General features: G+C 60.3%; 18 protein-coding genes and 1 pseudogene. 11 read left to right on the top strand and 8 right to left on the bottom strand.

All coding sequences use genetic code 11. The features are described from left to right. Nucleotides 1-55 precede the first annotated feature (55 nt). A complete protein-coding gene (locus VJU77_08700; protein HKP03422.1) occupies nucleotides 56-3,487 on the top strand; it encodes a TIR domain-containing protein in 3,432 nt (1,143 codons plus the stop codon). 112 nt (nucleotides 3,488-3,599) lie between these two features. Here VJU77_08700 and VJU77_08695 read toward each other — a convergent pair whose 3' ends face one another. Further along, entirely contained in the window at nucleotides 3,600-4,106 is a 507-nt protein-coding gene (locus VJU77_08695) for a nuclear transport factor 2 family protein (GenBank protein HKP03421.1), read from the bottom strand. Nucleotides 4,107-4,233: 127 nt separating this feature from the next. Here VJU77_08695 and VJU77_08690 point away from each other — a divergent pair, with 127 nt between their 5' ends. After that, nucleotides 4,234-6,828 carry an ABC transporter permease gene (locus VJU77_08690; protein ID HKP03420.1) on the top strand — a complete coding sequence of 865 codons (2,595 nt, stop codon included), beginning with the start codon at nucleotides 4,234-4,236 and terminating at the stop codon, nucleotides 6,826-6,828. 11 nt (nucleotides 6,829-6,839) lie between these two features. Here VJU77_08690 and VJU77_08685 read toward each other — a convergent pair whose 3' ends face one another. Beyond that, nucleotides 6,840-9,767, bottom strand: coding sequence for a hypothetical protein (locus VJU77_08685; GenBank protein ID HKP03419.1), 2,928 nt, complete (start codon nucleotides 9,765-9,767; stop codon nucleotides 6,840-6,842). A 178-nt stretch (nucleotides 9,768-9,945) separates the two neighbouring features. Here VJU77_08685 and VJU77_08680 point away from each other — a divergent pair, with 178 nt between their 5' ends. The 5 genes from VJU77_08680 to VJU77_08660 all read left to right on the top strand — a co-directional run bounded on the left by VJU77_08680 (nucleotide 9,946) and on the right by VJU77_08660 (nucleotide 15,571). Then, nucleotides 9,946-10,290: a PadR family transcriptional regulator gene (locus VJU77_08680; protein ID HKP03418.1), complete on the top strand. Its 345-nt coding sequence runs from the start codon at nucleotides 9,946-9,948 to the stop codon at nucleotides 10,288-10,290. Next, nucleotides 10,283-12,982 carry an ABC transporter permease gene (locus VJU77_08675; GenBank protein ID HKP03417.1) on the top strand — a complete coding sequence of 900 codons (2,700 nt, stop codon included), beginning with the start codon at nucleotides 10,283-10,285 and terminating at the stop codon, nucleotides 12,980-12,982. The genes VJU77_08680 and VJU77_08675 overlap by 8 nt, the downstream gene beginning before the upstream one ends. Before the next feature lie 89 nt (nucleotides 12,983-13,071). Beyond that, entirely contained in the window at nucleotides 13,072-13,698 is a 627-nt protein-coding gene (locus VJU77_08670) for a hypothetical protein (protein HKP03416.1), read from the top strand. After that, nucleotides 13,664-14,392, top strand: coding sequence for an RES family NAD+ phosphorylase (locus VJU77_08665; protein HKP03415.1), 729 nt, complete (start codon nucleotides 13,664-13,666; stop codon nucleotides 14,390-14,392). The genes VJU77_08670 and VJU77_08665 overlap by 35 nt, the downstream gene beginning before the upstream one ends. 57 nt (nucleotides 14,393-14,449) lie before the next feature. Beyond that, a complete protein-coding gene (locus VJU77_08660) occupies nucleotides 14,450-15,571 on the top strand; it encodes an aromatic ring-hydroxylating dioxygenase subunit alpha (GenBank protein HKP03414.1) in 1,122 nt (373 codons plus the stop codon). A gap of 3 nt (nucleotides 15,572-15,574) precedes the next feature. Here VJU77_08660 and VJU77_08655 read toward each other — a convergent pair whose 3' ends face one another. The 4 genes and pseudogenes from VJU77_08655 to nbaC form a co-directional block, all read right to left on the bottom strand. Then, on the bottom strand, nucleotides 15,575-16,636 hold the full coding sequence (locus tag VJU77_08655; GenBank protein HKP03413.1) for a M50 family metallopeptidase: 1,062 nt from the start codon (nucleotides 16,634-16,636) through the stop codon (nucleotides 15,575-15,577). A 58-nt stretch (nucleotides 16,637-16,694) separates the two neighbouring features. Beyond that, nucleotides 16,695-16,982 (bottom strand): annotated as a pseudogene (locus VJU77_08650) (MmcQ/YjbR family DNA-binding protein). A gap of 94 nt (nucleotides 16,983-17,076) precedes the next feature. Continuing rightward, on the bottom strand, nucleotides 17,077-18,114 hold the full coding sequence (locus VJU77_08645) for an amidohydrolase family protein (protein ID HKP03412.1): 1,038 nt from the start codon (nucleotides 18,112-18,114) through the stop codon (nucleotides 17,077-17,079). A 62-nt stretch (nucleotides 18,115-18,176) separates the two neighbouring features. Continuing rightward, complete coding sequence (gene nbaC / locus VJU77_08640) at nucleotides 18,177-18,761, bottom strand: 3-hydroxyanthranilate 3,4-dioxygenase (protein ID HKP03411.1); 585 nt, start codon at nucleotides 18,759-18,761, stop codon at nucleotides 18,177-18,179. A 74-nt stretch (nucleotides 18,762-18,835) separates the two neighbouring features. Between nbaC and VJU77_08635 the strand changes: the two genes are divergently transcribed. The 4 genes from VJU77_08635 to VJU77_08620 are packed head-to-tail and all read left to right on the top strand — an operon-like array spanning nucleotide 18,836 to nucleotide 22,259. Continuing rightward, nucleotides 18,836-19,492, top strand: coding sequence for a cyclase family protein (locus VJU77_08635; GenBank protein ID HKP03410.1), 657 nt, complete (start codon nucleotides 18,836-18,838; stop codon nucleotides 19,490-19,492). A 33-nt stretch (nucleotides 19,493-19,525) separates the two neighbouring features. Continuing rightward, entirely contained in the window at nucleotides 19,526-21,034 is a 1,509-nt protein-coding gene (locus VJU77_08630; GenBank protein ID HKP03409.1) for a glycosyltransferase family 39 protein, read from the top strand. A gap of 8 nt (nucleotides 21,035-21,042) precedes the next feature. Continuing rightward, a complete protein-coding gene (locus VJU77_08625; protein HKP03408.1) occupies nucleotides 21,043-21,570 on the top strand; it encodes an HIT domain-containing protein in 528 nt (175 codons plus the stop codon). Beyond that, a complete protein-coding gene (locus tag VJU77_08620) occupies nucleotides 21,567-22,259 on the top strand; it encodes a hypothetical protein (GenBank protein HKP03407.1) in 693 nt (230 codons plus the stop codon). The genes VJU77_08625 and VJU77_08620 overlap by 4 nt, the downstream gene beginning before the upstream one ends. 588 nt (nucleotides 22,260-22,847) lie before the next feature. Here VJU77_08620 and VJU77_08615 read toward each other — a convergent pair. Together VJU77_08615 and VJU77_08610 are read right to left on the bottom strand one after the other, a co-directional pair. Further along, entirely contained in the window at nucleotides 22,848-24,431 is a 1,584-nt protein-coding gene (locus tag VJU77_08615) for a hypothetical protein (GenBank protein HKP03406.1), read from the bottom strand. A gap of 32 nt (nucleotides 24,432-24,463) precedes the next feature. Then, entirely contained in the window at nucleotides 24,464-24,799 is a 336-nt protein-coding gene (locus VJU77_08610; protein HKP03405.1) for an iron-sulfur cluster assembly accessory protein, read from the bottom strand. Nucleotides 24,800-24,978 lie beyond the last annotated feature (179 nt).

Raw genomic sequence — 24,978 nt, 5'->3', positions numbered from 1 at the left:
GTCAGATAATATGGACTGATGCAACGGTTACGGGTAGTTGTTTAACTAACCTCAGATGACTGCCCCAGACTCTGTGTTCCAATACGACGTTTTTCTCAGCTACAGTCGAAAGGACAGAAAAGCGGTGCGTGAGATTGCCGATCGTCTGCGAGCGGATGGCTTGCGGGTCTGGTTCGATGTTTGGGAGCTGGAAACGGGAGACCATACGCCGGAAAGGATCGAAGCCGCGTTAGCGAACTCGCGTGTGCTTGTGTTCTGCATGTCGGCGAACGCGTTCGGTTCGGAGTGGGCCAGGTTGGAATCCCGAACATTTCGCTTCCGCGATCCGCTGAACAAGGAGCGCCGCTTCATTCCCCTGCGTCTAGACAACGCGCCCATCAAAGGCTCCCTGGCGCAATTCCTCTACATCAACTGGTTGCCTGCCGTCCGCGAGTATGAGTATACGAAATTACTCGAGGGATGCTGGGGTTTCGCGAATCTAAAGGCTGATCACGTAGAGGCAACAAGCGATCCTCTTACCGTAAGCGCTCTCCAACTCGAGTACAAAGACGCGGAGATAATGTCTTATGGATTCAGCCCAGATGGAAAATGGGCCCTCACAGCGAGTGATGATAAGACAGTGCGGCATTGGGATCTTAGCAGCGGACGCTGCATTCGCGTTTTTGAAGGGCATACCGACGCAGTCGAAAGCGTGACCTGGAGCGCGGATCAAGCGCGAATCTTATCCGGCGGACACGACAAAACGGTCCGGTTGTGGGATGTGAAATCAGGGCGATGCCTGCGCGTTTTCGAGGGCCATTCCCAATGGGTGATGAGCGTTGCATTGAGCGCGGACAATAAACACGTACTGAGCGGATCGTACGACAAAACATTGCGACTTTGGGATTTGGAGAGCGGTCGAACTTTGCAAACTTTAGAGGGACATAAGAGCTATATCCACTGTGTTGCATTTAGCCCGGATCAGAAGCTCGCGCTATCTGGTTCGGACCACGACACGGACAAAACTGTGCGGCTTTGGGATTTGCGGACCGGGCGCTGTTTGCGGGTATTCGAAGGGCATGCGAGCGAAGTCTGGGGGGTCGCGTGGAGCCCGGATCAACGATTTGCTCTCTCCTGCTCTGTGGATGATACGGTTCGATTATGGGACGTAAACACGGGCGATTGCGTGCGCATCCTCGAAGGTCATGAGGGCGACGTAAACGACGTAAAATGGAATGTTAATGGTCGACTCGCAGTCTCCTGCGACGATGTTGGTAGCGTTCGGCTTTGGGACGTTGAAGTAGGGCGCTGTCTCCACACGCTTGCAGGCCATCGTGCACAGGTGGTGACTGTTGCGTGGACCGCGGATGGACGCTGCGTTCTATCTGGGGATAGAACGGGCGATATCCGAGTATGGAACTTGTCGAACTTTATCTTCGAGGCCGGAATTGCGGCATCCACACCGGACCAGGTCCAATACTCTAACGCCAAAGTTCTCCTAGTCGGGGACACAAACGCAGGAAAGACCGGGTTGACGCATCGTCTCGCAACTGGTGAATGGAAACCTAGCGAAGACTCCACCGTTGGCGCGTGGTCGACGCAATGGCCGATCAAGGACGCCAACGCGGCGCCAGGTGTTGATCGTGAAATCTGGCTGTGGGATTTCGGAGGACAGGCGGATCAGCGGCTTATTCACCAACTCTACATGGATCGCACCGCGCTCATCCTGCTGCTCTTCAATGCGGACCAAGAAGATGTCCTGCCCGGTCTGCGCGATTGGCAGACAGCACTGCGACGTTGTGTAAAGGAGAAGATTCCGCACTTCCTCGTGGCCGGGCGAATCGACACCGGTTTCAAGGCGAGCCGGGGAAAACTGGAAGCCTTTGCGAAGGAACAGGGGCTCGCCTACCACGAGACGAGCGCAAAAGCGGGCGATGGCTGCGGCGAGTTGCGCACGGCCATGATCGACGCCATCCCGTGGGCGCAGATGGAGAAGCGTACGTCGCCCCGCATTTTCAAGCTGATCAAGGACGAAATCCTAAAGGTGCGGGACGAAGGACAGGTGCTGCATACCTTCAAGGAACTGCGAGAATTGCTGTGGCGGCGCCTGCCGGGCGAACCGCGCTTCACGGACGAGACTTTACAGACGGTGATTGGACTGTTGGATGGGCCCGGCGTAGTGAAGGAGCTCGACTACGGCACTTATATCCTGCTTGCGCCGCAGTGGATCAATGCCTACGCGCAGGCGGTAATCCGCACCTTACGAAGTGCGGAGAACGATCTCGGCGTGCTGCCGCTGCGCAGCATCGCTGAGGGGAAACTGATCTACCAGAGCATAGGGCGCGACGGTGTTCCAGTGGAGATGAAGCGCCTGCCGCACACCGAAGAGCGCGTGGTGCTTGGCGAGATGGAGCGGCGACTCGAGCAGCGCGGCCTATGCCTGCGTCAGGGAGACAAGCTGGTCTTCCCGAGCCACTGCGGACGTGAGCGCCCGGCAGTGCTGGAGCATCCATCCGTTTTTGTGACCTACGCGGTGAAGGGTTACCTTGACGACATCTATGCGACGCTGGTAGTGAAGCTGGCGGACAGCGAATCTTTCCAACTTAAAGAACTCTGGCGCGATGCCGCAGACTTCGTGACGCTTCGCGGAGATTTCCATATGGGGATCAAACTGACGCGCGAGAGTGGCAGCGATGGGGGTATTAGCGTCTATTTCGGACCGGGCGTCACACAGGAGGAGCAGGTGATTTTCGCAAACTACATCCACGCGCATCTTGGTGACACGTGCGAACAGGCGATACGACTTCGGCACTACGTCTGTCCAAAATGCCATACGCCGAAGGGCAACCCGCAAGTGCTCATGGAGAAGCTCGTCACCAAGAAGGAAACGGCGGATGCTGAGTGCGACAAGTGCGAGACACGGTTCCCACTTTGGGATGCGCTGGAACGAAAGTTTGCAAGCGAGGCGGTTCGCGAACAGGTCGAGGAACTTCAGGCCGATGATCTTGCGAAGTTGACCACCAGGAGAAAAGGGAAGCTGCTCGTGCTCGACGTAGGTGCCCGCATCACGAGCGCAAATCAGAAGTGGTTCGAGATCCCGGGGGATGAAGACGACGGAATCGACATCATGCTCGAATTCACTAACGAAGATGGCAATGGAGTGGGCAAGGGGCTTTGCTTGCAACTCAAGGCTGGTAACTCATTCCTAAAGCAGCGAAAGACCGACGGGGCCGAGATGTTCCCGATCAAGAAACAACGCTGGGTGAAGACATGGATGAGTCAACCCTACCCGGTAATGCTTGTGATCGGCACTTTCTCCGAGGAGGACGAGCGGGCAGTCGGAAAAGGGAAGGTTGAGTTCGCCGACGTACGCTGGATGGAAATCACCAGCGTCCTCAAACGCGAAAGTAAGAACGGCACCAGAGCAGTGAAGCAGATCGAGTTCAAAGGCGAACGGCTGGACTTGAGTAGCGTGCGGCGCTGGCGAGAACGCATTCTTGGCGATTAGTGGGCCAGCATTATTGCTTCCTACATGTTGTGAGTTGCCCGCATTACCCAGTTTTTGGGTTTCCTTCCATTCACGGCGAGCAAGGAAGCGAAAGTTCGCCAGGCAAACTGGGCTATTTCTTCGGCTCGGCTTCGGCCGGCATCTTGGTTGCCTGCCAGCCGACAGCCTGCCATTTGCCGTTGCGCTTGAGGAACGTGCCGGTGTTCAGATAGTTCGCCACTTCGGTCTTGTCGGCCTTCTTGGTCGTGGCGACGAGACGGAAGGCGACGATGGCGGTGGTGCCGTATTGCTGGATGCGAATGTCTTCGGCGGTGTAAACGGTCGAGCCCTCATCCGCCGGCGTGGGAGTCGGAGACACGGCGGCTTCGGCCCGCAACTCGCGCATGATGTCGGCTTTGCCTTTCCGGCGGCCTAACGCGCTGGTGTAGATGAGGTCATCGGCCCAGAAGTGCTCGTGGACGGTGATGTTGTTGGTCGAGGCGCCGGCGAGGAAGTCTTTCAGCAATTTCGTCAGTTCGCCGGCTTCAGGAGCGGGGGCGGGGGAGCTCTGCGAAACAGCCGAAAGAGGGAGGACGACGACGAGGACGAGGACGAAGAGAAGCAGGTGTTTGGTTTTCATGGGATGCCAGTGGTTGGGTGAAGAAGCGTGCACGACAAGACCGCCGGAAGGCAAGCGTGTTGCGCTCCCGTTAGATCAAAGAAATTTTTGAATCCGGCCAGGCGGGTTCGCGCATCTCAAGGACAAGATGATGCAAGATCTTCGGTTCGCGGTCCGGCAGCTGTGGAAGGCGCCGGGGTTCACGATTGCGGCGGTGCTGGTTCTTACCCTTGGGATCGGCGCGAATACCGCGATCTTCAGTCTCGTCCACACAATGTTGTTCGCCCCGCCGGGTTATCCCCGGCCGAACGAGCTGGTCCAGATCTTCTCCCAGGACACCAAGAACCCGAAGGTTTATCGGGCGTTTTCGTATCCGCTATTAAGCGACATCCGGGAACAAAACTCAGTCTTCAGCGGCGTGGCGGGCTTCAACGTCGGCATGGTCGGGATCGGAGAGAAGAACAATACCCGTCGGACTTTCGCCTCCGTCGTCACTTCCAACTACCTTGATGTGCTAGCCGTGCAGCCCGCGCTTGGCCGCGGCTTCACCCAGGACGAAGAACAGCCGGGCCGGGCCGCGTCAGTCGCGTTGGTGAGCTATAGCTATTGGACACGGCATGACCGCAACGCTGCTGTCCTCGGCTCACAGGTCCTGATCAATGGCCGGTCTTGTACGATTGTCGGAGTCCTGCCCAAAACCTTCACCGGCACGCTCGCCGTGCTGTCACCGGAAGTCTGGCTGCCGCTGAGCGCGATGGAACTCATCGCGCCGAACCCGACGAATGACCCAGCGCAGAACGTCGCTAATCGCGCCAGCGAACAACTTCTTACCATGGCGCGTTTGAAGCCCGGCGTGACCACTCCCCAGGCGGAAGCCGCGCTGAAGACGCTCGCAACAAATCTCGAACGTGCCTATCCCGTGGAGCAAAAGGACCAGACCTTGGTGACGGCGCCGCTCTCGCGCTTCTCGATCAGCGACGATCCGCCGGACGACAGCCAAATGGGAGTCGCCGCGCCCATGCTGCTGGGGATGGCGTCGGTTGTTTTGCTCGTGGCCTGCCTGAACCTGGCGAACATGCTGCTCGCCCGCGGCACGGCGCGCCGGAAAGAGATCGCGATCCGGCTCGCGCTTGGCGGAAGCCGCTGGCGCGTCGTCAGGCAATTGCTCACGGAAGGATTGCTGCTCGCGCTCGTCGGCGGCGCGGCTGGGCTCGTGGTCGGGCTTTGGACCTCAAAGCTTCTCGCCATGTCAATGAGCCCCCTGCTTCCGCTCGACGTGGTTTGGAATGCAACGCCAAACCTGCCGATTCTGGTAGCGACCTTTCTCTTTTGCCTCGTCGGCACGGTCGCCTTCGCTCTCGGGCCCGCGCTAAAGCTCTCTCGCCAGAGTGTGATCGGGGATTTGAAGGAGCATGCCGGGGACGATGTCGTCCGCCGCCGCTGGCGTTTCCTTCCGCGCAATCCGCTCGTCGTCATCCAGACCGCCTTTTCGCTTGCCCTGCTCACCGCGGCTGGCCTGTTCGTTCGCGGCGCGGAGAAAGCATCCTCGCTCCAAACCGGATTGAAGATGGAAAGGAACCTGATGCTGGAAGTGGACGCGAGCCTGGGCGGGTTCGACGCGCAACGCGCCGAACAACTTTACCGCACCCTCAACGATCGGCTCGCCGCGCTTCCTGGCGTGCAGCACGTCTCCGTCTCGGCGAGCGCGCCCTTCGGAATGCTCACGCTCGGCAAGGCTATTCAGCGGGCCGGCGTCCATGTCGGCAAGGATGACAAGCCCGGGACGGCCGCGGACGGACTCGCCTACAGCGCGCGCTACAACAGTATCGGCGCCGATTATTTTGCGACGATGGGCATCCCGATCCTCCGCGGCCGCGCATTCACCGCCGCGGAAGCGACGCAGGCGGATGCTCCGCCGGTCGCAATTATTGACGAGGCGCTCGCCAAAAAGCTTTGGCCGGATGGCGACGCGCTCGGCCAGCGAATCCAATACGCGCCTGACGCAGCCCCCCGCGCCAAGCGTGACGATGGCGGACAGAACATGGGGATCAACCAGGGCGGCAAATCCAACATCAAGCAGGAAGAGCCGATCGAAGTGGTCGGCATCTCCGCAGTGACGCGGGGCGGGGTGATCGAGCATGCGCCGCGGGGCGCGATCTATGTCCCGTTCGCCCGCGGTTTCCACAACAACGCATTTTTCTTTGTTCAATTCGCCTCCCTTAACCCGAAGACGGTCACCGAGAGCGCGGATGCAATCCGGCGGGCGGTGCGCGAGACCGATCCGACGTTGCCGATCCTGACGCTGAAGACATTTCCCCAGCATCTCGACGCGAACATGCAGATATTCATCATCCGCACGGGAGCCACCTTGTTTTCGATCTTCGGCGCCCTGGCGCTGCTGCTGGCAATCGTGGGCGTTTATGGCGTGAAAGCCTACTCCGTCGCGCGCCGCACCCGCGAGATCGGTATCCGAATGGCGCTCGGAGCGCGGCCGCAAGGCGTGCAATGGATGATCGTGCGCGAAGGCGCCGTCATGCTGGCCAGCGGAATCGTCATCGGCCTTCTGCTGGCCGCCGCGACCGGACAGCTCCTCGCCGGCATCCTTTATCAGGTGGGCGCGCTCGACCCCGTCGCATTCCTGGCCGCCCCGCTGGTTCTCGGTGCGGCCACCTTGGTGGCAACCTGGCTGCCGGCCCGGCGCGCCACCCGGATCAGTCCGATGACGGCGTTGCGGACAGAATGACCGCGCGCTGTCTAGTTTTTCACTTCAAACCGGCGCACCGCTGACCAGGCGCCCGGCGCGCCGGACGAGTTGTTTGCCCGAACGCGCCACCACATTCTGGTCGCCGGCAGAGTGCTCGTGCTGAATTGAGAGGCGGTGACAGTTTGTTGAACGATCAGCGGCGTCGGGAACGATTCTGAATCGTCGATCTGAATGGTGTAGCTGGCGCCGCCGGTCACGTCACTCCAATCGAAGGTGATGTTGGTTCCCGGCGCGAAACGAGCGTCGGCCGGCGGGCTGAGCAACGATGGCGCCGGCAATGTTGTGGCGGGCGGCGGTGAAACCGAAGGTGCCGGGGTGGGGGCCGTGCCGCGGGTTACCAGGAGACTCGCTGAGCGCGTCGTGTCATAGAGCGCGCTAATCGTAGCCGAGGTGTCCGCGGAGACCGCGAAAGTGCTGATGCTGAAACTTGCCGACGTCTGGCCCGCCGGAATGCTGACAACGCCGGGCACACTCGCGACGAAGCGGTTGCTCGTCGACAGGGTCACGGAGATTCCACCAGATGGCGCCGGCGCGCTGAGAGACACGGTGCCGGTCGCACTAGTTCCACCAGGCACGCTCGCGGGACTAATCGTGAGCGATTGCAGAAGTGGTGCGGCATTCGGGTCGGGACTCACGTTGACGAAAATCGATTTCGTCACGCCGCCGGCCGTCGCGAAAATATTCGCTCCGGTGGTCAGGCCCGAAACGGAACTGGTGCCGATGGCAAAGCTGGCGGTGCTGTTGCCCTCGCTGATGCTGACGCTCGCCGGCACTTGAAGGAGTGATGGATTGTCGGTCGACAGACTGACCGTCCCGCCGCCCGCGGGCGCAGGAATCACGAGTCCCACGGCCGCACGGCCGGAGGTGCCACCGATCACGTTCTGCGACGCTGGGCCGATGGCCTGCAACGTGGCCGGGCCCGGCGCCGGATCGATCCGGAGGATGCGGGCCTGCGCGCCGTTGGATGTGCCGTAGATCGCGCCGATGAACACCCAATGCGGCGCGTTTACTTGCGGAGCGCGCAGGGTGGTGAACGTAGCGCTCATGCTGCCAGCCGGAACGGTGACGTTCGGCGGAACGATGACCTGCCCTTCCATGCTGCCTTGCAACACGACCACCGCGCCGCCCGCCGGGGCGGGAGAGGTGAGCCGCACTGTGCCGGTGGCCGTTTGTCCGGCCGCGATCGAAGGTTGATTGAGGACCAGTGACGAAAGCGCCGGGGGCGGGGCTGCGCTGCCCGCCGGTGTGAGCACGATCGAAACTTGGAACGGATGAACACCACTGTCGCTCTCCGTTCCGGGATCGAGAGTGATCCTCGTCGGCGCCGATACCGGGCTCGTCGCGATCGGGAAGTCGACGTCAGTTGATCCCTCGGGGATGAATACAGTGGCCGGTGGCCTAACGAGACTCGTATCGCCGCTGATCAGCCGGACGGTGACGCCTCCCGGCGGCGCCGCCGATTGCAAGGTCGCCGTCGCGGTCACCGACGTCCCGCCGACTACGCTCTCGTTGCTTAAGTGCAGTCCGTAGAAAATCGGGAGAACGCCGAGCGAACTCTGTTGCCAAACATCGCCGTAGGTCGCGCGCAAGATTCCAATGAGGCCAAAAGGCGGAACAGGGCCGGTCGTCACCGGACCGACAAGGACGTCCGTTTTTCCGGCCGGGATCGTGACCGTGCGCGCGGGAACTTCAGCTTGCGGAATGTCGCTGGCCAGGGTGACAACCGCGCCGCCAGACGGCGCGGGCCCGTCGAGCATGACCCGGGCCTGGGTGGAATTCCCGCCGTAGCCATTTCCCGGCTCCGTGACGATGGCGAACAAATTCAAATTCGGTGCGGCCGCCTGACCCGCGGTAACGGTGAGGGCGCGGCCTGCCGTCCAGGGGCCGGCGACGTCGCCATGCAGCGCGCGCACGCGCCAGAAGTAATTGCCGGGCGGAAGCAGGTTCGGCGTGATCATGAAGTCGGAACGAGTGATCCCCTGAAGCAAGAGCGTTCCGAAGCTGCCAGAGAACGCGGGATCCGTATCGACGTCGAGATCGTACCCCGGCACCTGCGGGTTCGCGGTGTCCGACCAGTCGAAAAAGAAGGGCAGACTCGCGGTCGCTCCGGCTGCCGGAGACAGAAGCGTCGGCGCGGCCGCAACGGGCGCCGAATTTGTGATGTGAACGGTCAACGTTGCCGAAGGCAGCCCGCGCACGTTATCCGCCGAAACCGCTCGGACGCGGTAGTAAACATTGGCCAGGGCGTTACCCCAGCCTCCCTGCGCGAAAGTGCCGAACACCAGCGAATTGTTGGTCAGGGTCAGCGGATACGAAAAGGTCGGTTCGTCGTCGATCTCGAGCAGATAATAGTGCGCGCCCGGCACGGCGGACCATTTCAAGTCGAAGGTTTCGACGAGATGAAATTGGGCGTTGTTCACCGGCGTGATGAACTGCGGGACCCCGGCCGGCGCCGGTCCCAACCCGGTGACGGAGAGACTCCGAACGGCCGACCAGGCCGAGTCCACCGAACCGGTCGCGCCCCCGACCATCTGGGTGGCTTTGACTCTCCAAAAATACGTTCCATTCGGCAGACCGCTCAGTTGAGCCTGCGTCGCCGTTGGCACCGAGGGAACGTTGTCCATGTTGGTGAAGCCGGAGGCGACAATCGATGTGAACCCCGAGGTAGTGGCGACCTGCCAAGTGTAGCTGCCGATCGGTCCACCAGTGGCGGACGTCGCGTCCCAATCGAGCGTGATCGGTTGGACGAGCGACGCGCCGCTGGCCGGTGCGACGAGCGCGGGCGCCGCCGGCCCGTTCTGAGTGGGCGGCGGAGTAGGAGTTGGACGCGATCCGGAACCCTTTGACGCGACCGACCATTCGACGGTGGTGAGAAGCAAAAGTGCGGTGAAGGTGGCGCGAACGGTGGCGTAGCTCATACGCTGTTTATAAAAAAACCAGGCAAGAGCCGCGACCGACGAAAGGTAACGCGATTGTTACCTTTTCCACGAGGCGCCCGCTCTCCACGGCCGGGATCGGAGATCCCAGTGGCAACGAGAAAAGTTTAGACAGATTTCGCTTGGAGATTCGTTTAAATCATATATGGCTATATAACATATAGCTTCAACGAATCTTGATCGCGAACTGAAGAAAGGCAGCGCCGAGCTTTTGATCCTGTCTCTGGTGGAGGATCGGCCCCGGCATGGCTATGACATCGGGCAGCTCATCGAACTGCGTTCGCGCGGGACGCTCCGGTTCAATGTCGCGTCGCTTTATCCGTTGCTCTATCGCTTGGAAAAGCGCGGCTGGATTCGCGGCCGCTGGGTGGAGAAAGCGGGGCAGCGGCGCCGGCGCTACTACCGGCTCACCCCGGCCGGGGAGAAGATTTTGAAAGCGCAGCGGGAAGGCTGGCGCGAATTCGTCGAAGCGATCAGTCGGATCACGGGAATTCAACATGCCTGAGTTCGAGGAAGAAATCAGGAAGCGACTCGAGGGATTAAATCTCTCTCCGGCCCGCGAGATCGAGATCGTCGAGGAGTTGTCTCAACACCTCGAGGATCAGTACGAGCAGTCGCTTAGTCGCGGCGCATCGGAAGCCGAAGCCCGGGAGGCGATCTTATCCGAGCTCAGCGGGAATGAACTGCTGGCTCCGGCCCTGAAACGCGTCGAGCGGCGGGTCCCCCAAAACCCCATCCAGATGGGAACGGAAAGGAAAACAAATATGATTGGAGATCTTCGCCAGGACGTTCGCTACGGCCTCCGCATGCTGATGAAAAATCCGGCGTTCACGATTATCGCAGTGCTCGCGCTTGCCCTTGGCATTGGAGCAAACACCGCCATTTTCAGCGTGGTCAATACTCTCCTGCTCCGGCCGTTACCCTATAAGAACCCGGAGCAATTGGTCGTCATTTGGGAAAATGCGACCCACCTCGGATTTCCAAAGAACACGCCGTCGCCAGCCAATTTTCTCGACTGGCAAAAGCAGAACACGCTCTTCACCGGAATGGGCGCATTCGCCGAGCGCACTTTCAATCTGACCGGCGTGGGCGAGCCGGAGCGGCTCGAAGGCCGGCGTGTTTCGGCGAACCTCTTTGAGTTGTTGGGCGTGAAACCAATTCTCGGCCGCACCTTTGTCCCGGACGAAGACAAACCCGGGACGAAGGTCGCTCTCCTGAACGAGAGTCTCTGGAAACGTCGCTTCGGAAGCGACCCCGGCGTCATCGGGCGCGCCCTGGCGCTCAACGGCGAGAGCTATACGGTCGTCGGCGTCCTCCCAAACAGTGTCCGGCTTCCGGGCTTCGGAAACTGGCGAGACCAGGTCTGGGTCCCACTGGCATTCCCGGCGGAAGAAGCCGCCAGTCGCGGGAATCATTTTCTGGAAGTCATCGGGCGGATGAAACCCGGCGTGACGCTCCCGCAGGCCCGAGCCGAAATGGAAACGATCGCCGCGCGCTTGGCCCAGCAGTATCCGGAGGAAAACACGCGGATCGGCTCCGTGGTGACGCCGTTGCACGAAGAGATCGTCGGCGACATGAAGCCGGCGCTGCTCATTCTGCTCGGCGCGGTTGCCTTCGTGCTCCTCATCGCCTGCGCGAATGTCGCCAATTTGTTGCTCGCTCGCGCGGCGGCGCGGCACAAGGAGATCGCGCTCCGGCTTGCCCTGGGTGCCGATCGCGTCCGGCTGACGAAACAGCTGCTGGTCGAAAGCGTAATGCTTTCGCTCCTCGGCGGCGCCGTCGGGTTGGCCCTGGCCTATGCCGGCCTCCAGGTGTTGACCCGTTTTATTCCGCCGGATGTGGCCCACGCGGACATGATCGCGATCGACGCGAAAGTACTTCTCTTCACGCTGCTCGTGGCTCTGGTTACCGGGCTCATTTTTGGGCTCGCCCCCGCCAGCCAGGCAACGCATTTCAATCTGAACGACACCTTGAAAGAAGGCGGCCGTGATTCCGGCGCCGGCCCTCGGGGAAAGCGATTGCGGAGCGCGCTCGTCATCGGCGAAGTGGCCGTCTCGTTCCTTCTCCTGATCGGCGCCGGCCTTTTGATCAACAGCTTCATGCACCTGCGGAATCTCGATCCCGGTTTTCGTGCCGATCATTTGCTCGCTCTGAACGTCGATCTGTCGGAGGTGAAGTATCCGGACACGGCGAAGCGAACTGCCTTCTTCGACGAAGTGGTGCGGCGCGTCCAAGCGTTGCCGGGTGTCCGCTCCGTGGCCGTCGCCGGGAATCTGCCGTTCACCTACAACGGTGATTCCATGCCCATCGGTGTCGAAGGGATTCCCGATCCCCCACCGGATCAATGGCCGGATGTGATTTTTCGCACGGTCGGCCCGAATTACTTCAGCACCATGGGAATCCCGTTGGTGCGCGGCCGCGATTTCACCGACCAGGACACGCTCGACACCACCCTTGGCGTGGTGATCAGCGAAAAAACTGCCAAACGTTATTGGCCTGACGAGGACCCGATCGGCAAACGTCTCAAGCCCGGTTCGACCGCGGGTTCGAGCCCGTGGCGGACTGTGATCGGGGTCGTGAAGGATGTCCGGCAAAATGATTTCATCGCCGAACCAAAGATGCAGATGTATTTCAACTTTCGGCAGGTCCGAAGCCTGGTCGCGAATGCGCTCGTCGTCCGGACAGCGGTCGATCCTCTAAGCCTCGCAACGTCGGTCCGGAACTCCGTCTGGGCGGTCGACAAAGACCAGCCGGTCTCGAACATGGATTCGATGGAAACAATCGTGGCGGGGGCCGTGGCGCGCCAGCGTTTCAGTATGTTGCTCCTGGCGATCTTCGCCGGCGTTGCGCTTATCCTCGCCGCCGTCGGGATTTATGGCGTCATGAGCTACTCCGTCGCGCAGCAAACCCGGGAGATCGGCATTCGCATGGCCCTCGGCGCCCAGCGCAGCGACGTCCTGAAGATGACCGTGAAACAGGGGCTGAAGCTCGTCGGCCTGGGCCTGATTATTGGCCTCCTGGCGGCCTTCGTTCTCACCCGGGTAATGGCGACCCTCCTCTTCGGCATCAGCGCCACCGACCCGCTCACCTTCATCAGCATCTCACTCGTGCTTCTGGCCGTCGCCCTCCTGGCGAGTTACCTCCCCGCGCTCCGTGCGACTCGCGTCGACCCGATGATCGCGTTACGGGCTCAGTAGGTCGCAGGCCCGGCAGTGCGGCTGGTCCGCGGCACAGAACAATTCTTTATGTTGTTGACACAATTGATCAGGTTGATATCATTGATCATATGACAGCGACGGCAACAAGGGAAGCTACCAAGGTCAAATCACAGGATACGCGAGGGGACGAGGTGTTGGTGATCGAACGGCCACTCTCGAGCCAAAAGGGCATTCGCGAGCTAGCCAGGGAGTTGAAAAGTGCGCTCACCGCGCACGGAGTCGGGACCGAGGATAAACAGGTGGTGGTGAAAGTTTCGCTTACCGATGTTGGCGATGACGCCAAAATGGCGAAAGTGGCGGCGTTCGATCCACGCGCGGCCGGGCTTGCCTTGGTGCAGAAACTGAAGGAGTCGGAAGGCGGCTCATGGAGCGGTAGGGAGCTGAACGAGCGATTTGGTCTAACCTCGGCGACATTGCATGGCCGTCGCAAGATGCGCCGAATCGTCTTTTGGCGAGATGCCAAGCATGATTTTTTCTATCCGCAGTGGCAATTTACCGAGGCTGGAGCGATGCGGCCGGGCATCGAAGATATCCTGAAGGTTTTCAACAGCACGGACGAGTGGCGGGTCATGCGTTATTTTCTCTCGCCCCGGCGCCAGCTCGAGGGCAAAAAGCCGCTCGACTTGCTGCGCTCGGGGGAGGTAGAAAAAGTGATCTCCCATGCCCAGAACAACGCAGCTGAAGGCAGCTGGTAAAGTTGCAAAGCCTCCGCCGCAGGCTGCTTTCGACAAAAAAATCCCCCTGCGCAGTTATTGCCGAACCGAGACTGGCCTGTTTCGGCGGCTCCACGTGCTCAATCTGGACACGTCGGATCCATGGCCTGCCATCTATTTTAGTACCCGCGGCACGACTCGCTTCGACCCGGTTGGAGGAGTGGGCACCATGTGCGTCGGTCAATCGTTGGGCGGCGCCCTGATGGAGAAGTTCGACGACTCGTGGGGTCCGGCGGGAGATGACAGTCGCAGCTTGACTGAGCAACAACTCAATGAAACCTGGGAAACCCTGATTTATCTGCCCCCGGTGACGCTGTTTGACTGCGGCGGCCCCAACCATTTGTCAAAAATCGGAATGGATGCGCAGATGTACACGGGCGAGTATGCGGGCACGCAAGTATGGGCCATGCGGATGATGTCACACCCCCATATGATTGACGGGATTGTCTTTCCCTCGCGCCACGATCCCACGCGCCAGAACATCGCCTTGTTTAAACGGTTGGCCCTTGCCACTCCACACCACGACCCCACTTTGACCATTGCTAACTTGCCCGGATGGACTCCGGACGCCGCGCACTCCGCCGACCTTATCTATGGGCCGATGCAAATTCTGGCTACGCACCCCGAACTCGATGCGACGCTGGTCGACCTGGAGGTCAGCCGAGTTTCGCCTTAGTGGCCCGATCGACACCGCCTGCGCAAACCGCGAAAACGGCTTATGCTTCGCCCGACGATGCAGTCCCAAGCCGCAGCCACGTCCCGAAAAACCGCGGACCCATTTGGGCAGGACGCAAAAACCTTGCCGCAGCGTTACTTCATAGCGCCGGAACTATTTGAAGAGGAGTTGGAGAAGGTCTTTGCCACGCATTGGGTCTTGGTCGGGCATCAGTCGGAGGTGGCGAAGGCGGGGGACTATTTCGTTCGGGATGTGGCGGGCGAATCGCTGATCATCGTCCGCGACAAGAACGAAGAGGTGCGCGCGTTTTACAACGTGTGCCGCCATCGGGGCACGCGCCTTTGCGAGGAGGAGCGGGGCCACGGCGCGGCGATCCAGTGTCCGTATCATGCCTGGACCTATGGACTAGACGGGCGGTTGATCGGGGCGCCGCACATGGATGAGGTCAAGGGGTTCAAGAAGGAGCGATATTCGCTGTGCCCGGTGAACGTTGGCGTCTGGGAGGGATTTATCTTTGTGAACCTGGACGACGGTCCGGGTTCTCTGGAGGAATGGTTCGCGCCGTTGCGAGGGAAGTTTTCGCAATGGAATTTGTCAGGACTGCGATCAGCAAAGCGGGTCGAGTACGACGTGAAGGCAAACTGGAAGCTGATGTTCGAGAATTATGCCGAGTGTTATCACTGTCCGGGAGTGCACCCAATGTTGTCGAAGATATCGCCTTACGACTCGGCGGAGAACGACCTGTCGGAGGGACCGTTTCTGGGCGGATTCATGAAGGTCAATAAAGGAAAAAGCCTGACCATGAGTGGAGAGGCCTGCGCGATGGCAATCGGTTATCATCACGAAGATGGGGACCACGTCTTCTACTACTCGATTTTTCCGAACATGCTCCTAAGCATGCACCCGGACTACGTGATGGTGCATCAGCTTTGGCCACAATCGCCCGAGCGGACCCTGATCGTGTGCGATTGGTTTTTCCACCCGGACGCGTTCGACCGCGACGTTTTCCGGCCGGAGGATGCAATAGAGTTTTGGGATATTACCAACAAGCAGGACTGGCACGTGTGCGAGCTGAGCCAGCAGGGAATCGCGTCGAGAGCGTATGAGCCGGGACCCTACAGTTCGCGGGAGTCGATCCCCGCAGCCTGGGATCGGGAATATCTGCGCCGGATGCAGTAAGGTTCAACGCCCGCCAGGCCGAATCCGCGACTGCAGGCGCAACTGCTGTGTCCGAAAACTGACTGGCTCAGACGCAGTTCCTGATGCGGTGTAGCTCGAGCGTCCGGCCAATTGAGCGTCCGGATCTGGAGATCGAAGCAAAGACAAGACGTCAAGCCAGCTGGGATCGCCGGCAAAGCCAATTACGCCGCGCGGCGCGAACCATGTTCGCCACAAGAGCCAGGCATCGCTTCGCAAAGTCCGGCCGCCTATCCAGACGGTCTGTGGAATCAGTCCGTTCAGGACCGTGACGAAGACGCGGAAGAGCAGGGCCGCAGTGACAAAACCTCCGGGACTGCGAGTTAATGCCTCACCAAATCCGCCCCAAATTCGCGTAATCAAACCATAGCCCAGCGCCAGGACTGTGACATCTGCCAGCGGTCCACCAATCACGAAGAGCGACTGCCGGATCCTCGGATTCTTTCCTCCACGATCGGAGGCGTGCGCAAATCCGCCCAGAGGCCAGAGGCGCCAGACGATGCGGACACCACCGGGCAGCCGTTTGGCCGCGAGCATCGTTCCAAGGCCAACATGCAGTTCGGCCAGTTTGAAACGAAGAATGGCGGCAAGGAACAGGTGTCCGAATTCATGCAGAAAAATATGGGCATGTAAGCCGACGAAGGCGACCAACAGCCACGCGATTAGGGTCGGAATTCGAAGCGGGCTCGCTGGAATAAGACCGAAAAGGACCGTGGCAAAGACCGCGAAGAAAAGTATGTCGAAAACGCCGTTGGCACTTCTTTCCTGGCGGCCGGAGGAAGAACGTACGAGTCGAAAACTATCGTCTCCCATGGCAATAAATCGCCGATAGAGGAAGCCCGCGAGCCAGATAACAAGAGACGACGGGACAAGCACCGCGACGCTTTTGGTAAGAAGCCTCGCCTCATGCGCAACTAGTCGCCCGTCGTGCGCCCACCCGAGCAACATCGCGCCCACGAGAAGGAGCGAACACAGGCCTGTCACGCATCCAACGGCGATGGTGAGAGTGCAGAGGATTTGGAGCAGCGATCGGAGGAACTTGCCCATGGAACGCCATGACAAAGCTGTCCACGTGCCAAAACGCCGGGACCCACAAGACCATGGATTAGTTTCTTGTTGCCTTGAGCACTCCAAGAACCCGCCTGGGAGCGATGGCGCGGTAGCTTTCGTCGACGAACGAGAGAAGCTGCGCGACGGACGTTCTCGCTTTGGGTCGCAGGGTGACCCAGCCTTTCGCGCCCAGCCCATAATGAGTCGGCTCCGAACCTGGGAGAGCGAGAGCCTTGGAGCGGGAGTGCGGAAGTTTCACCGAGAAGCTGAGGTCGTCGCCATCCAGTCGCATAAAGACGAACGTCTTGCCTTTCACCTTGAAGGCGCTTTCTCCCCAGGGGAAGGCCTCCGTCGTTCAGGGAAATCGAGGGCGAAATCGCGCAGACGCTTAGCAATTGTGGCGAGCTGTTTGTTGGGAGGCGTCGCGCTTTTGGTTTTCATAATCCGAGAAACTCGCGGGCGGTGCCGGCGAGCAATTGCGTCTTCTCGTTCGCTGCGAGGTCGCTCATCGAATCGATGAGTGCGCCGGGATGCGCTTCGCCGAGCGGGAAGGGGTAATCGGAACCGAGAGCGACGCGGTTAACGCCAAACAGTTTCACGAGAAGGCGAAGCGCATCGGCGTCGTGAACCAGCGAATCGACATAGAAGCGTGCCGGATTGCCGTTACCGGCGAGGTAAGATCGCGGGTTGTTCTTGTTATCAACGGCGACCAGATCGGGCCGGACATGAAAGGCGTGTTCGATCCGGCCAATGGTGAACGGGAACGAACCGCCACCATGCGCGAAGGCGACTCGCAACTTCGGAAAACGGTCGAAAACGCCGCTGAACATCATGGAACAGATCGCGAGGCAGGTTTCGGCCGGCATCCCGACCAGCCACGGCAGCCAGTATTTTTGCATCCGCCTCTTTCCGAGCATGTCCCAGGGGTGAACAAAGACAGCCGCATTCAGTTCCTCGGCCGTCCGCCAGATCACGTCGAGCGAAGGATGATCGAGGTTCCGGCAGTCAGCGCCCTGACAATGCTCGTTCGCGTCGACGTGGCTTCCGATCTCCACGCCGCGCAAACCGAGATCGCGAACACAGCGTTGGAGTTCCCCGGCCGCGAGATCGGGATCCTGTAACGGAATTGTCCCGAGGCCTGCGAAGCGCGTCGGCTGCGCCCGGACGACTTCAGCGATGTGATCATTCAAGAGGCGGGAAAGATCGAGGGTGTCGGCCGCTTTGGCCCAGTAGCTGAACATGACCGGCACGGTCGAAAGGACCTGCATCGACACTCCATCGCGGTCCATCTCTTCGACGCGGGACGCGGGATCCCAGGTATTCGACTCAATTTTCCGGAAGAACTGGTCGCCTTTCATCATCCGCGCGCTGCAGGCGTCGCAATGCTCGAGACGGATGAAACCGGGATAGCCGTATTTCGCGTCGAGATCGGGCCACTCGCGGGGGAGGATGTGAGTGTGGAGATCGATCTTCACAAAGACATGGTAGGGACGTCGCGCTGCGGCGTCCACGGACATCGCAGCGCGATGTCCCTACCTCAGAATGGCTTGACCGGCTCGGGCTTCGGGACTTTGTGGCCGCATTTCTTGCAGGTGCGCCGCGCGTCATCGTTCCAGAAGTCGAGCATCGCCTGGCTGAAATGCTGGACGATGTCGCCGCAATCGAAATCAATATCTTCGACCAGGGCGCCGCAGTTCTCGCAGTAAAAAATAACATGCTCGTGTTCGCCGGCCGGGCGGCGGCGCTCGACCACGACGCCAATGGTATCAGGCGGGCGAACCGGCGCATGCGGAACATTGGGCGGAATGAAGAAGGTTTCGCCCTCGCGGATCAGGTGATCCACGATTCGGTCGCCCTCGCGAATCCGCACTTTGATGTCTCCCTTTAGTTGGTAGAAATACTCTTCCGAATCGACCAGGTGAAAATCGTTCCGGGCGTTGGGCCCGGCAATGACCATGACAAAGAAGTCGCGGCCGTCGTAGAGGTAGCGGTTGCTGACGGGCGGCTTGAAGAGGTGCCGGTTTTCTTCGATCCAGTGGTTGAGATTAACCGGCGGTTGCACTTTGGAATCGGTGCGGGCCGCCCCGGTCGTGGGCGATGGAGGCTCAGCAAGATTGGCCATGGATCGAGGCTATTTCCTTACCCGCGCAGCGTCAAACCATCCGTCCGAGATTGTAGGGGTCTGGTCTTTCGACCATGATGGTTCGGATGCAGATCTTCGATATTTCGCGGGCGCTCTCCAATGACCTCGCGCCCTGGCCGGGTGATGCGCCGTTTCATTTCGAGTTGAAATGGAAGATGGCGGAAGGGGCCACGGTGAACGTGGGGGCGATCCAGATGGGTGTGCACAACGGCACCCATGCGGACGCTCCGTTTCATTTCGAGGAAGGGGCGGAGACGATCGAGCAGATGTCGCTCGAAAATTATTTGGGCGACGCCGTTGTCGTGGACCTGACCAGGAAATTCGGGGCTGATCGGGCGCGACAAATCACCGTCGCCGATATCGAGTCGTGTTCGGATGCGCTGAGCAAGGCGCCGCGGTTGTTGCTCAAGACCTGCGTCTGGAAGGATTCGAAATTTTTCCCCGACTGGATTCCAATCATCGCGCCTGATGTGCCGGGATGGCTGCGCGCTCGAAAGGTGAAACTGCTTGGGTTCGATCTGCCTTCCGTCGATCCGATCGAGGCGAAGGAATTGGTGAACCACCACGCGTTGGCCGCTGCGCAAATTGCCGTTGTCGAGTCGCTCGACTTGAGTGGAATCGAGGCGGGCACCTACCATTTTTCGGCGCTGCCGTTGCGGATCAACGGCGGCGATGCCGGGCCGGTCCGGGCGGTGATTTGGCGGGATTGAGTCGTTGTGACTGATTTTTTGGATTCCCGGGTTATGCGTTGGGGCCTGCTGGCAGTGGCGCTCGTGCTTTTCGCGATCTCGAATGTGCCCTGGCACCTGGATGATTACGACCAGGCGAAACAAGCCTTCACCTCCTACGAAATGGTGGAGCGCGGTCACTGGTTGTATCAACACACGCCGAATGGCTGGGTGGCGACCAAGCCTCCGTTGGTCGGCTGGATCTCCGCTGCATTTTTCGCAGGGACGCGAACCTGGGAGCTGGCGTGGCGGCTTCCTTCTTTTCTTGCGGCGGTGGCGTTGCTCGCGCTCATTGTGCGCGCGGCGGCGACATACGGACGCCTGGCCGCTTTACTGGCGGGCTGCGCCTTTAGTTTCAATCTCTTCGTGCCGCGCCTGGCCTCACTGGTGCGGACGGATATGCCGCTGGCGCTGGTCGTTTTCGCCATCGGCTGGTTGATCTGGAAAAAAATTCGGCGGCGCGAGAGCTGGACGACGAAAGATCGGTTGCTCCTCTTTCTCCTCCTGAGCGCCGGCATGTTGATTAAAGGCCCGATCATTTACGCCTTTCTGTTGCCCGGCATCGTAGCGTTTGAATGGAGACAGCGGCGGAATGGCGACGCGGCAGCCGGATGGGGAGGGTGGTTGCCCTGGCTGGCCTCGTTTCTGATCTTCCTGCTCTGGGTGGCCGGCGGAATTCATTTCGTGCCGGAATTCATCGAGCACGTCGTTTTGCGCGAATTTGCCGGAAGATTCAGCGACGAGATGCACCGGCCCCAGCCGATTTACTTTTATTTGCCCCACTTGTTGCATCGTTTTGCGCCGTGGAGTCTGCTCTTGATCCTGCTGCCGATCCTGGCGATCCGCAAAAGTGGCGATGGGATGCGAGCGGCGGTGCGCCGGATGTCGCCGGAAACATTCTGGCTCGTGGTCTGGAGTCTCGGCGGATTAGTGGTGATGTCCTTTGTTCCCTCGAAACGGATCGACCGCATCTTTCCGATAGTGCCGCCTCTGTGTCTGCTCCTGGCCGCGATGATGGCGGACTTTCGAAAGCGAGAAGGACTGCGACGGACCATCGATTGCTCGGCCGCGGTGGGAATTATCCTCGGTTTCCTGCTGACGACTGGTTACGCGGCCAATCGAATCATCGACGCGAATCGGAAACACAGGGATGCGTTCGCCCAGTTTGGCCGAGCGGTGGTAAAAGCGGCGCAGGAACACGGCTGGCGCTACGCAATTGTCGGCGGCGATGACGAAGGACTGTTGCTCTATGTTCGCCGGCTGGAGTTCATCGAAGAACCGGACCAGGCCGTGGCCGAATGGAACGCCGGGAAATGGGACGCCCTGGTGGTGCCGGAAGACGAAATGCAGGGACTGCTCCAGCGTTTCGAGGGGGGCGATCCGAAGATGTTCCTGCGCTCGGAGCCCGCGGGCCGATATCGCAGACGCTATCTGCTGCTCGTCCGGCCATCGTCCTCTAGCGGCGACGGGGCGAAAAGCCGCTCGACTTTGCCCAGGCGATTTGTAGTCTCGCGTCCGACTTGAACGACCTGATGCAGTATCCTAAAGCCGAGATCGAAGCGCTTTGGTGCCCGTGGCGCGTGGAGTATTTCGAACAGGAAACGCCAAATCCGGATTTTCTTTCGGATGCCGCCCGGACGAGCGACGACGCCGCGCATCTGGTCGTGACGCGCCGGAAGAATGCCTTTCTGATCATGAACCGATATCCGTACAGCGTCGGCCATCTCATGGCCGTGCCCTACCGGAAAACGGCCGACGCCTCCGCGTTAGGGGAGAATGAAGTGCTTGAGCTCTGGAATCTCGCCATGCACGGCCAGCGGCTCCTGCGCGAGACCATGAAGGCGCAGGGATTCAACGTCGGCCTGAACCTTGGCCAGTGCGCCGGCGCCGGCGTCCCCGATCATCTTCACTTGCACATTGTGCCGAGGTGGAATGGCGACACGAATTTCATGCCGGTTCTTTCGGGAACAAAAATGCTTTCGGAAGGTTTGCGCAGTCTCTATGAAAAACTGATCGCGACCCAAACGCGGATTGAAAAAGACAGCACCACGAAATCATGAGCAACTGGATCGAGCCACCGCCGAAGCAAAAAGGAACGGGTTGTCTGGGCAAAGGCTGCATGACGCTCGTAGTTTTCATCATCCTTCTGGCCCTCGCCTTTTTCATCGGGGGTTACGTTGGGGTGCGTTATGTCGTGACTTCGACGGAGCCGCGTCCAATTCCGCAGATTGAAACCTCGCAGACGGAGCAACAGGCGGTGCAGACGCGTTGGGAGGAATTCCAAAGCGCGAGCGACAATCCCCAGCTTCAGGTTGCGCCGCAGACTTCGGAGACGACGGCAGCCACGCCGACACCGGCGCGCAATCGGATTGAATTGACCGCCGGCGATATCAACCAGCTCATCGCGGCGAGCCGGAATGCGCGCGGAAAGGCTTTCGTGTTTATCGAAAACAACATCCTCCGCGCGCAAATCAGCATTCCCCTGGACAAGGTCGGTTTCCGGGGACGTTTCCTCAATGGCGAGCTTCAGCTCAAGCCGGCGCCGGACGGCAACCCGCGCAACGTGGAAATCACGGAGGTCTCCTCGGGAGGGGTGTCCGACAAGGTCCTGAACACGCTCCTTGGGTTTCGTTCCCTGCGCAGTTACGCGGACCAATACGCGTCCGAATGGGGGATCACGAGTTTCACCATCGAAGGCAACAAGGTCATCATCGAAAACGGCGGCCGCTCCATCCCCGGGGTGCGGTAGGGGCATTCCTCTGTAGCCACGGCGCTCTATCGCTGTGGATAGCGTTGAACGGCGACAGAGCGCCTTTGCTTCAGCACGCGCCCAAATCTTGACGGCTTAAAGCCGTCAAGATTGCGGCGCGCCTTCGAAGATGGAATGGCAGGTTTGGCATGATCCAATTGCTCGATTCGCAAAGCCGGAGCAAGGAGCGGCGCTTTCCAAACCGCCGTTTGCAGCAGCGCCGCTTTGAAAGCCGGCCTCGCTCTCTGGTCTGCTTTACGGGTCGGCATAAAAAGCCGCAGCGACACCCGACGTGTTCTTTTTAATGGCGACAGAGCGCCGTTGCTACAGCACGTGCCCAGATCTTGACGGCTTAAAGCCGTCAAGATTGCGGCGCGCCTTCGAAGATGGAATGGCAGGTTTGGCATGATCCAATTGGTCGATTCGCTAAGCCGGAGCAAGGAGCGGCGCTTTCCAAACCGCCGTCTGCAGCAGCGCCGCTTTGAAAGCCGGCCTCGCTCTTTGGTCTGCTTTACGGGTCGGCATAAAAAGCCGCAGCGACACCCGACGTGTTCTTTTTAACGGCGACACAGCGCCGTTGCTGCAGAGTCACTGCATGATTTCGCGAACGAAAACGTTGAGCTGACCGTCGCTTTGCTTGCGCACCTCTGTGATCTCGTAGGGACGCGCGTCATCCCGGGTCACGGTTGAGCCGCGGGTCGGCGGATTATACCCGGCCGGGTATTCCACGACGATGCGCATGTTCTGGCCTCCGCCCGCCAACTTTAGGACTGCATCCGTAATTCCCGTTTTCGGCCGGAGCACGGCCCGGTTCGGCTCCGTAAAATTGACGACAAACTGGCCTTTCAGGTAAACCCGTTCCCCGGCCAATCCGCGATCGGCCAGATCGCGCACGTCGGAAGGCGTGATCAAACGGCCGAGCGGCATTTTCCCCGGGAGATAGGTTTTCCAGGTGCCGCCGCCTGCGGTCGAGGCGAGCGAATTCTCAGGAGGAACAGGCGTCGCTGAGGGTGCGCCCGAGCTGGCAGGCGAAGCCGCCGCGACTGTTGGTGGAGTCGTCGCTGCCGGCGGGGCCGCGGAAGGCGCCGGAGTTTTTGCTGACGCTACCAACGTCGGACCCGGAGTCGGCTTGGGTGGCGCCGGAGAATTCTGGGCCATCATCGCGGCGGGCGTGCGGGTGGGCGCCGGCGTGGGCTTTTGGTTCTTTTTGCTGCCTTTGGCTGGTTTGGGAGTCGGCGTCGGCGGAGGGGGCGGCGGAGTTACGACCGCGACTCGCGGCGTATCGACTGGGACAGCCGGCACAACCTGGATCAATGCATTCGTCGCCGGTGGGGGAGGCGTGGGCGCTAGCCCGGCGACGGCGTCATTCTGCCGGTTGGGTTGAACCCGGTCGCGAAAGGTGGCGTAGTGGGCCTCGGCATTGCGGCGGTCCGCCTCCTTGAAGAGCGGCCAGCCGGCGGCCAGGTTCAGATCGGGCGGAGGCTCGAGCGTGAATGTGCCCGGCCCACGTGTGCCGGCGTAACTCAGGTAGAGCAACGGCATGGCCGTGATCATGATGCGTCCGTCGGACAAACGCTCGGCATGGATGATCGCGGAGAGATCGTGAGTCCGTTCCAGTTTGATCTCCAAACCCGTCACCAGGGTTTGCTTCATCAAAGGGAGCGACTGTGCATCGGAAGGATAAACATGCTCGAGCAGCAATTCGCCGTGATCGACCGCGTTGGTGAGTGCGACCATACCGGAGGTCACCAGGTCATCTCCCGTAAGCTCGCGCGCTTCCATCAGGTTGAACCGGCCGATGACGTAGGGAACGAGGCCGCGCACCTGCTGATAGTTCCGGATGTAATTGCGGATCAACTCGGCGTTCACGTTCGCGAGCTCCGTCGGGCTCAGGGCGATATAACGATCGTAGAGCTGCTTCGAGGTGAGGAATTCGCCGGCCGGGGCCGCGGTCAGTTCAAAGCGCTTGGCGGGCTCGATCTTGTGGAGCTTTTTGAGAATGCGATAGCTCTGCGGCCGCTCCGGTTGCCAGAAAATGTAGAAGCTTCCCAGCCAGGCCGCGAAAGCGAACCCAGTCAGGAGAAGGATGGCGATCGACCAGCCAAAGAGGTTGGTCTTTTTCCGCCGCGGACGCCCGTACGACTCTTCGTAACGATAATAATCCCGGGCCATCTAAACGCGCCTGCTTCGCGAACGATTCGTTTTCAAGCAGGGCGGGCTGCTTCGAAAGACGTACCGCACCCGCAAGTCCGGGCAGCATTCGGATTCTCGATATGAAAGCCGGCGCCCGTGAGGCCGTCGCGATAATCCAGGGTCGACCCCCGCAGATAGTCCGCGCTCTCGCGATCAACGAAAAATTCGACTCCGTCCTGGGCCACGACGGCATCGCCCTCTTTTTGGGCATCGAGCGACATTTCGTATTGAAGGCCCGAACAGCCGCCCTTCGCGATCCCCACGCGCAATCCCTTTCCCTCAGCTGCGGTTTGGGATTCGAGCAGGGTGCGAAGCTGTCGAACTGCGTTCTCCGTCACGGTAATCATCGGTCGTTCGAAATTATCGTGTGGAGAGGGCAAGTCAATGGAGACGGCGCGCCCTCGCGCCGTTGCGATTCGCGGCGCTTTTCCCCAACGGCTCGCCGCGGCGAGCCGTCTCCATGCAGGTGTCTCTATGCGAACGTCGCCATCTGTTTTCGCGCTTTTCCTTCGCAATCGCAATTCGG

The organism is Chthoniobacterales bacterium (genome assembly GCA_035274845.1).
In the GTDB taxonomy this organism is placed as follows: domain Bacteria; phylum Verrucomicrobiota; class Verrucomicrobiia; order Chthoniobacterales; family UBA10450; genus AV80.
Note: the sequence above shows the minus strand (reverse complement) of the source record. Positions and strands in the feature narration are given on the sequence as shown.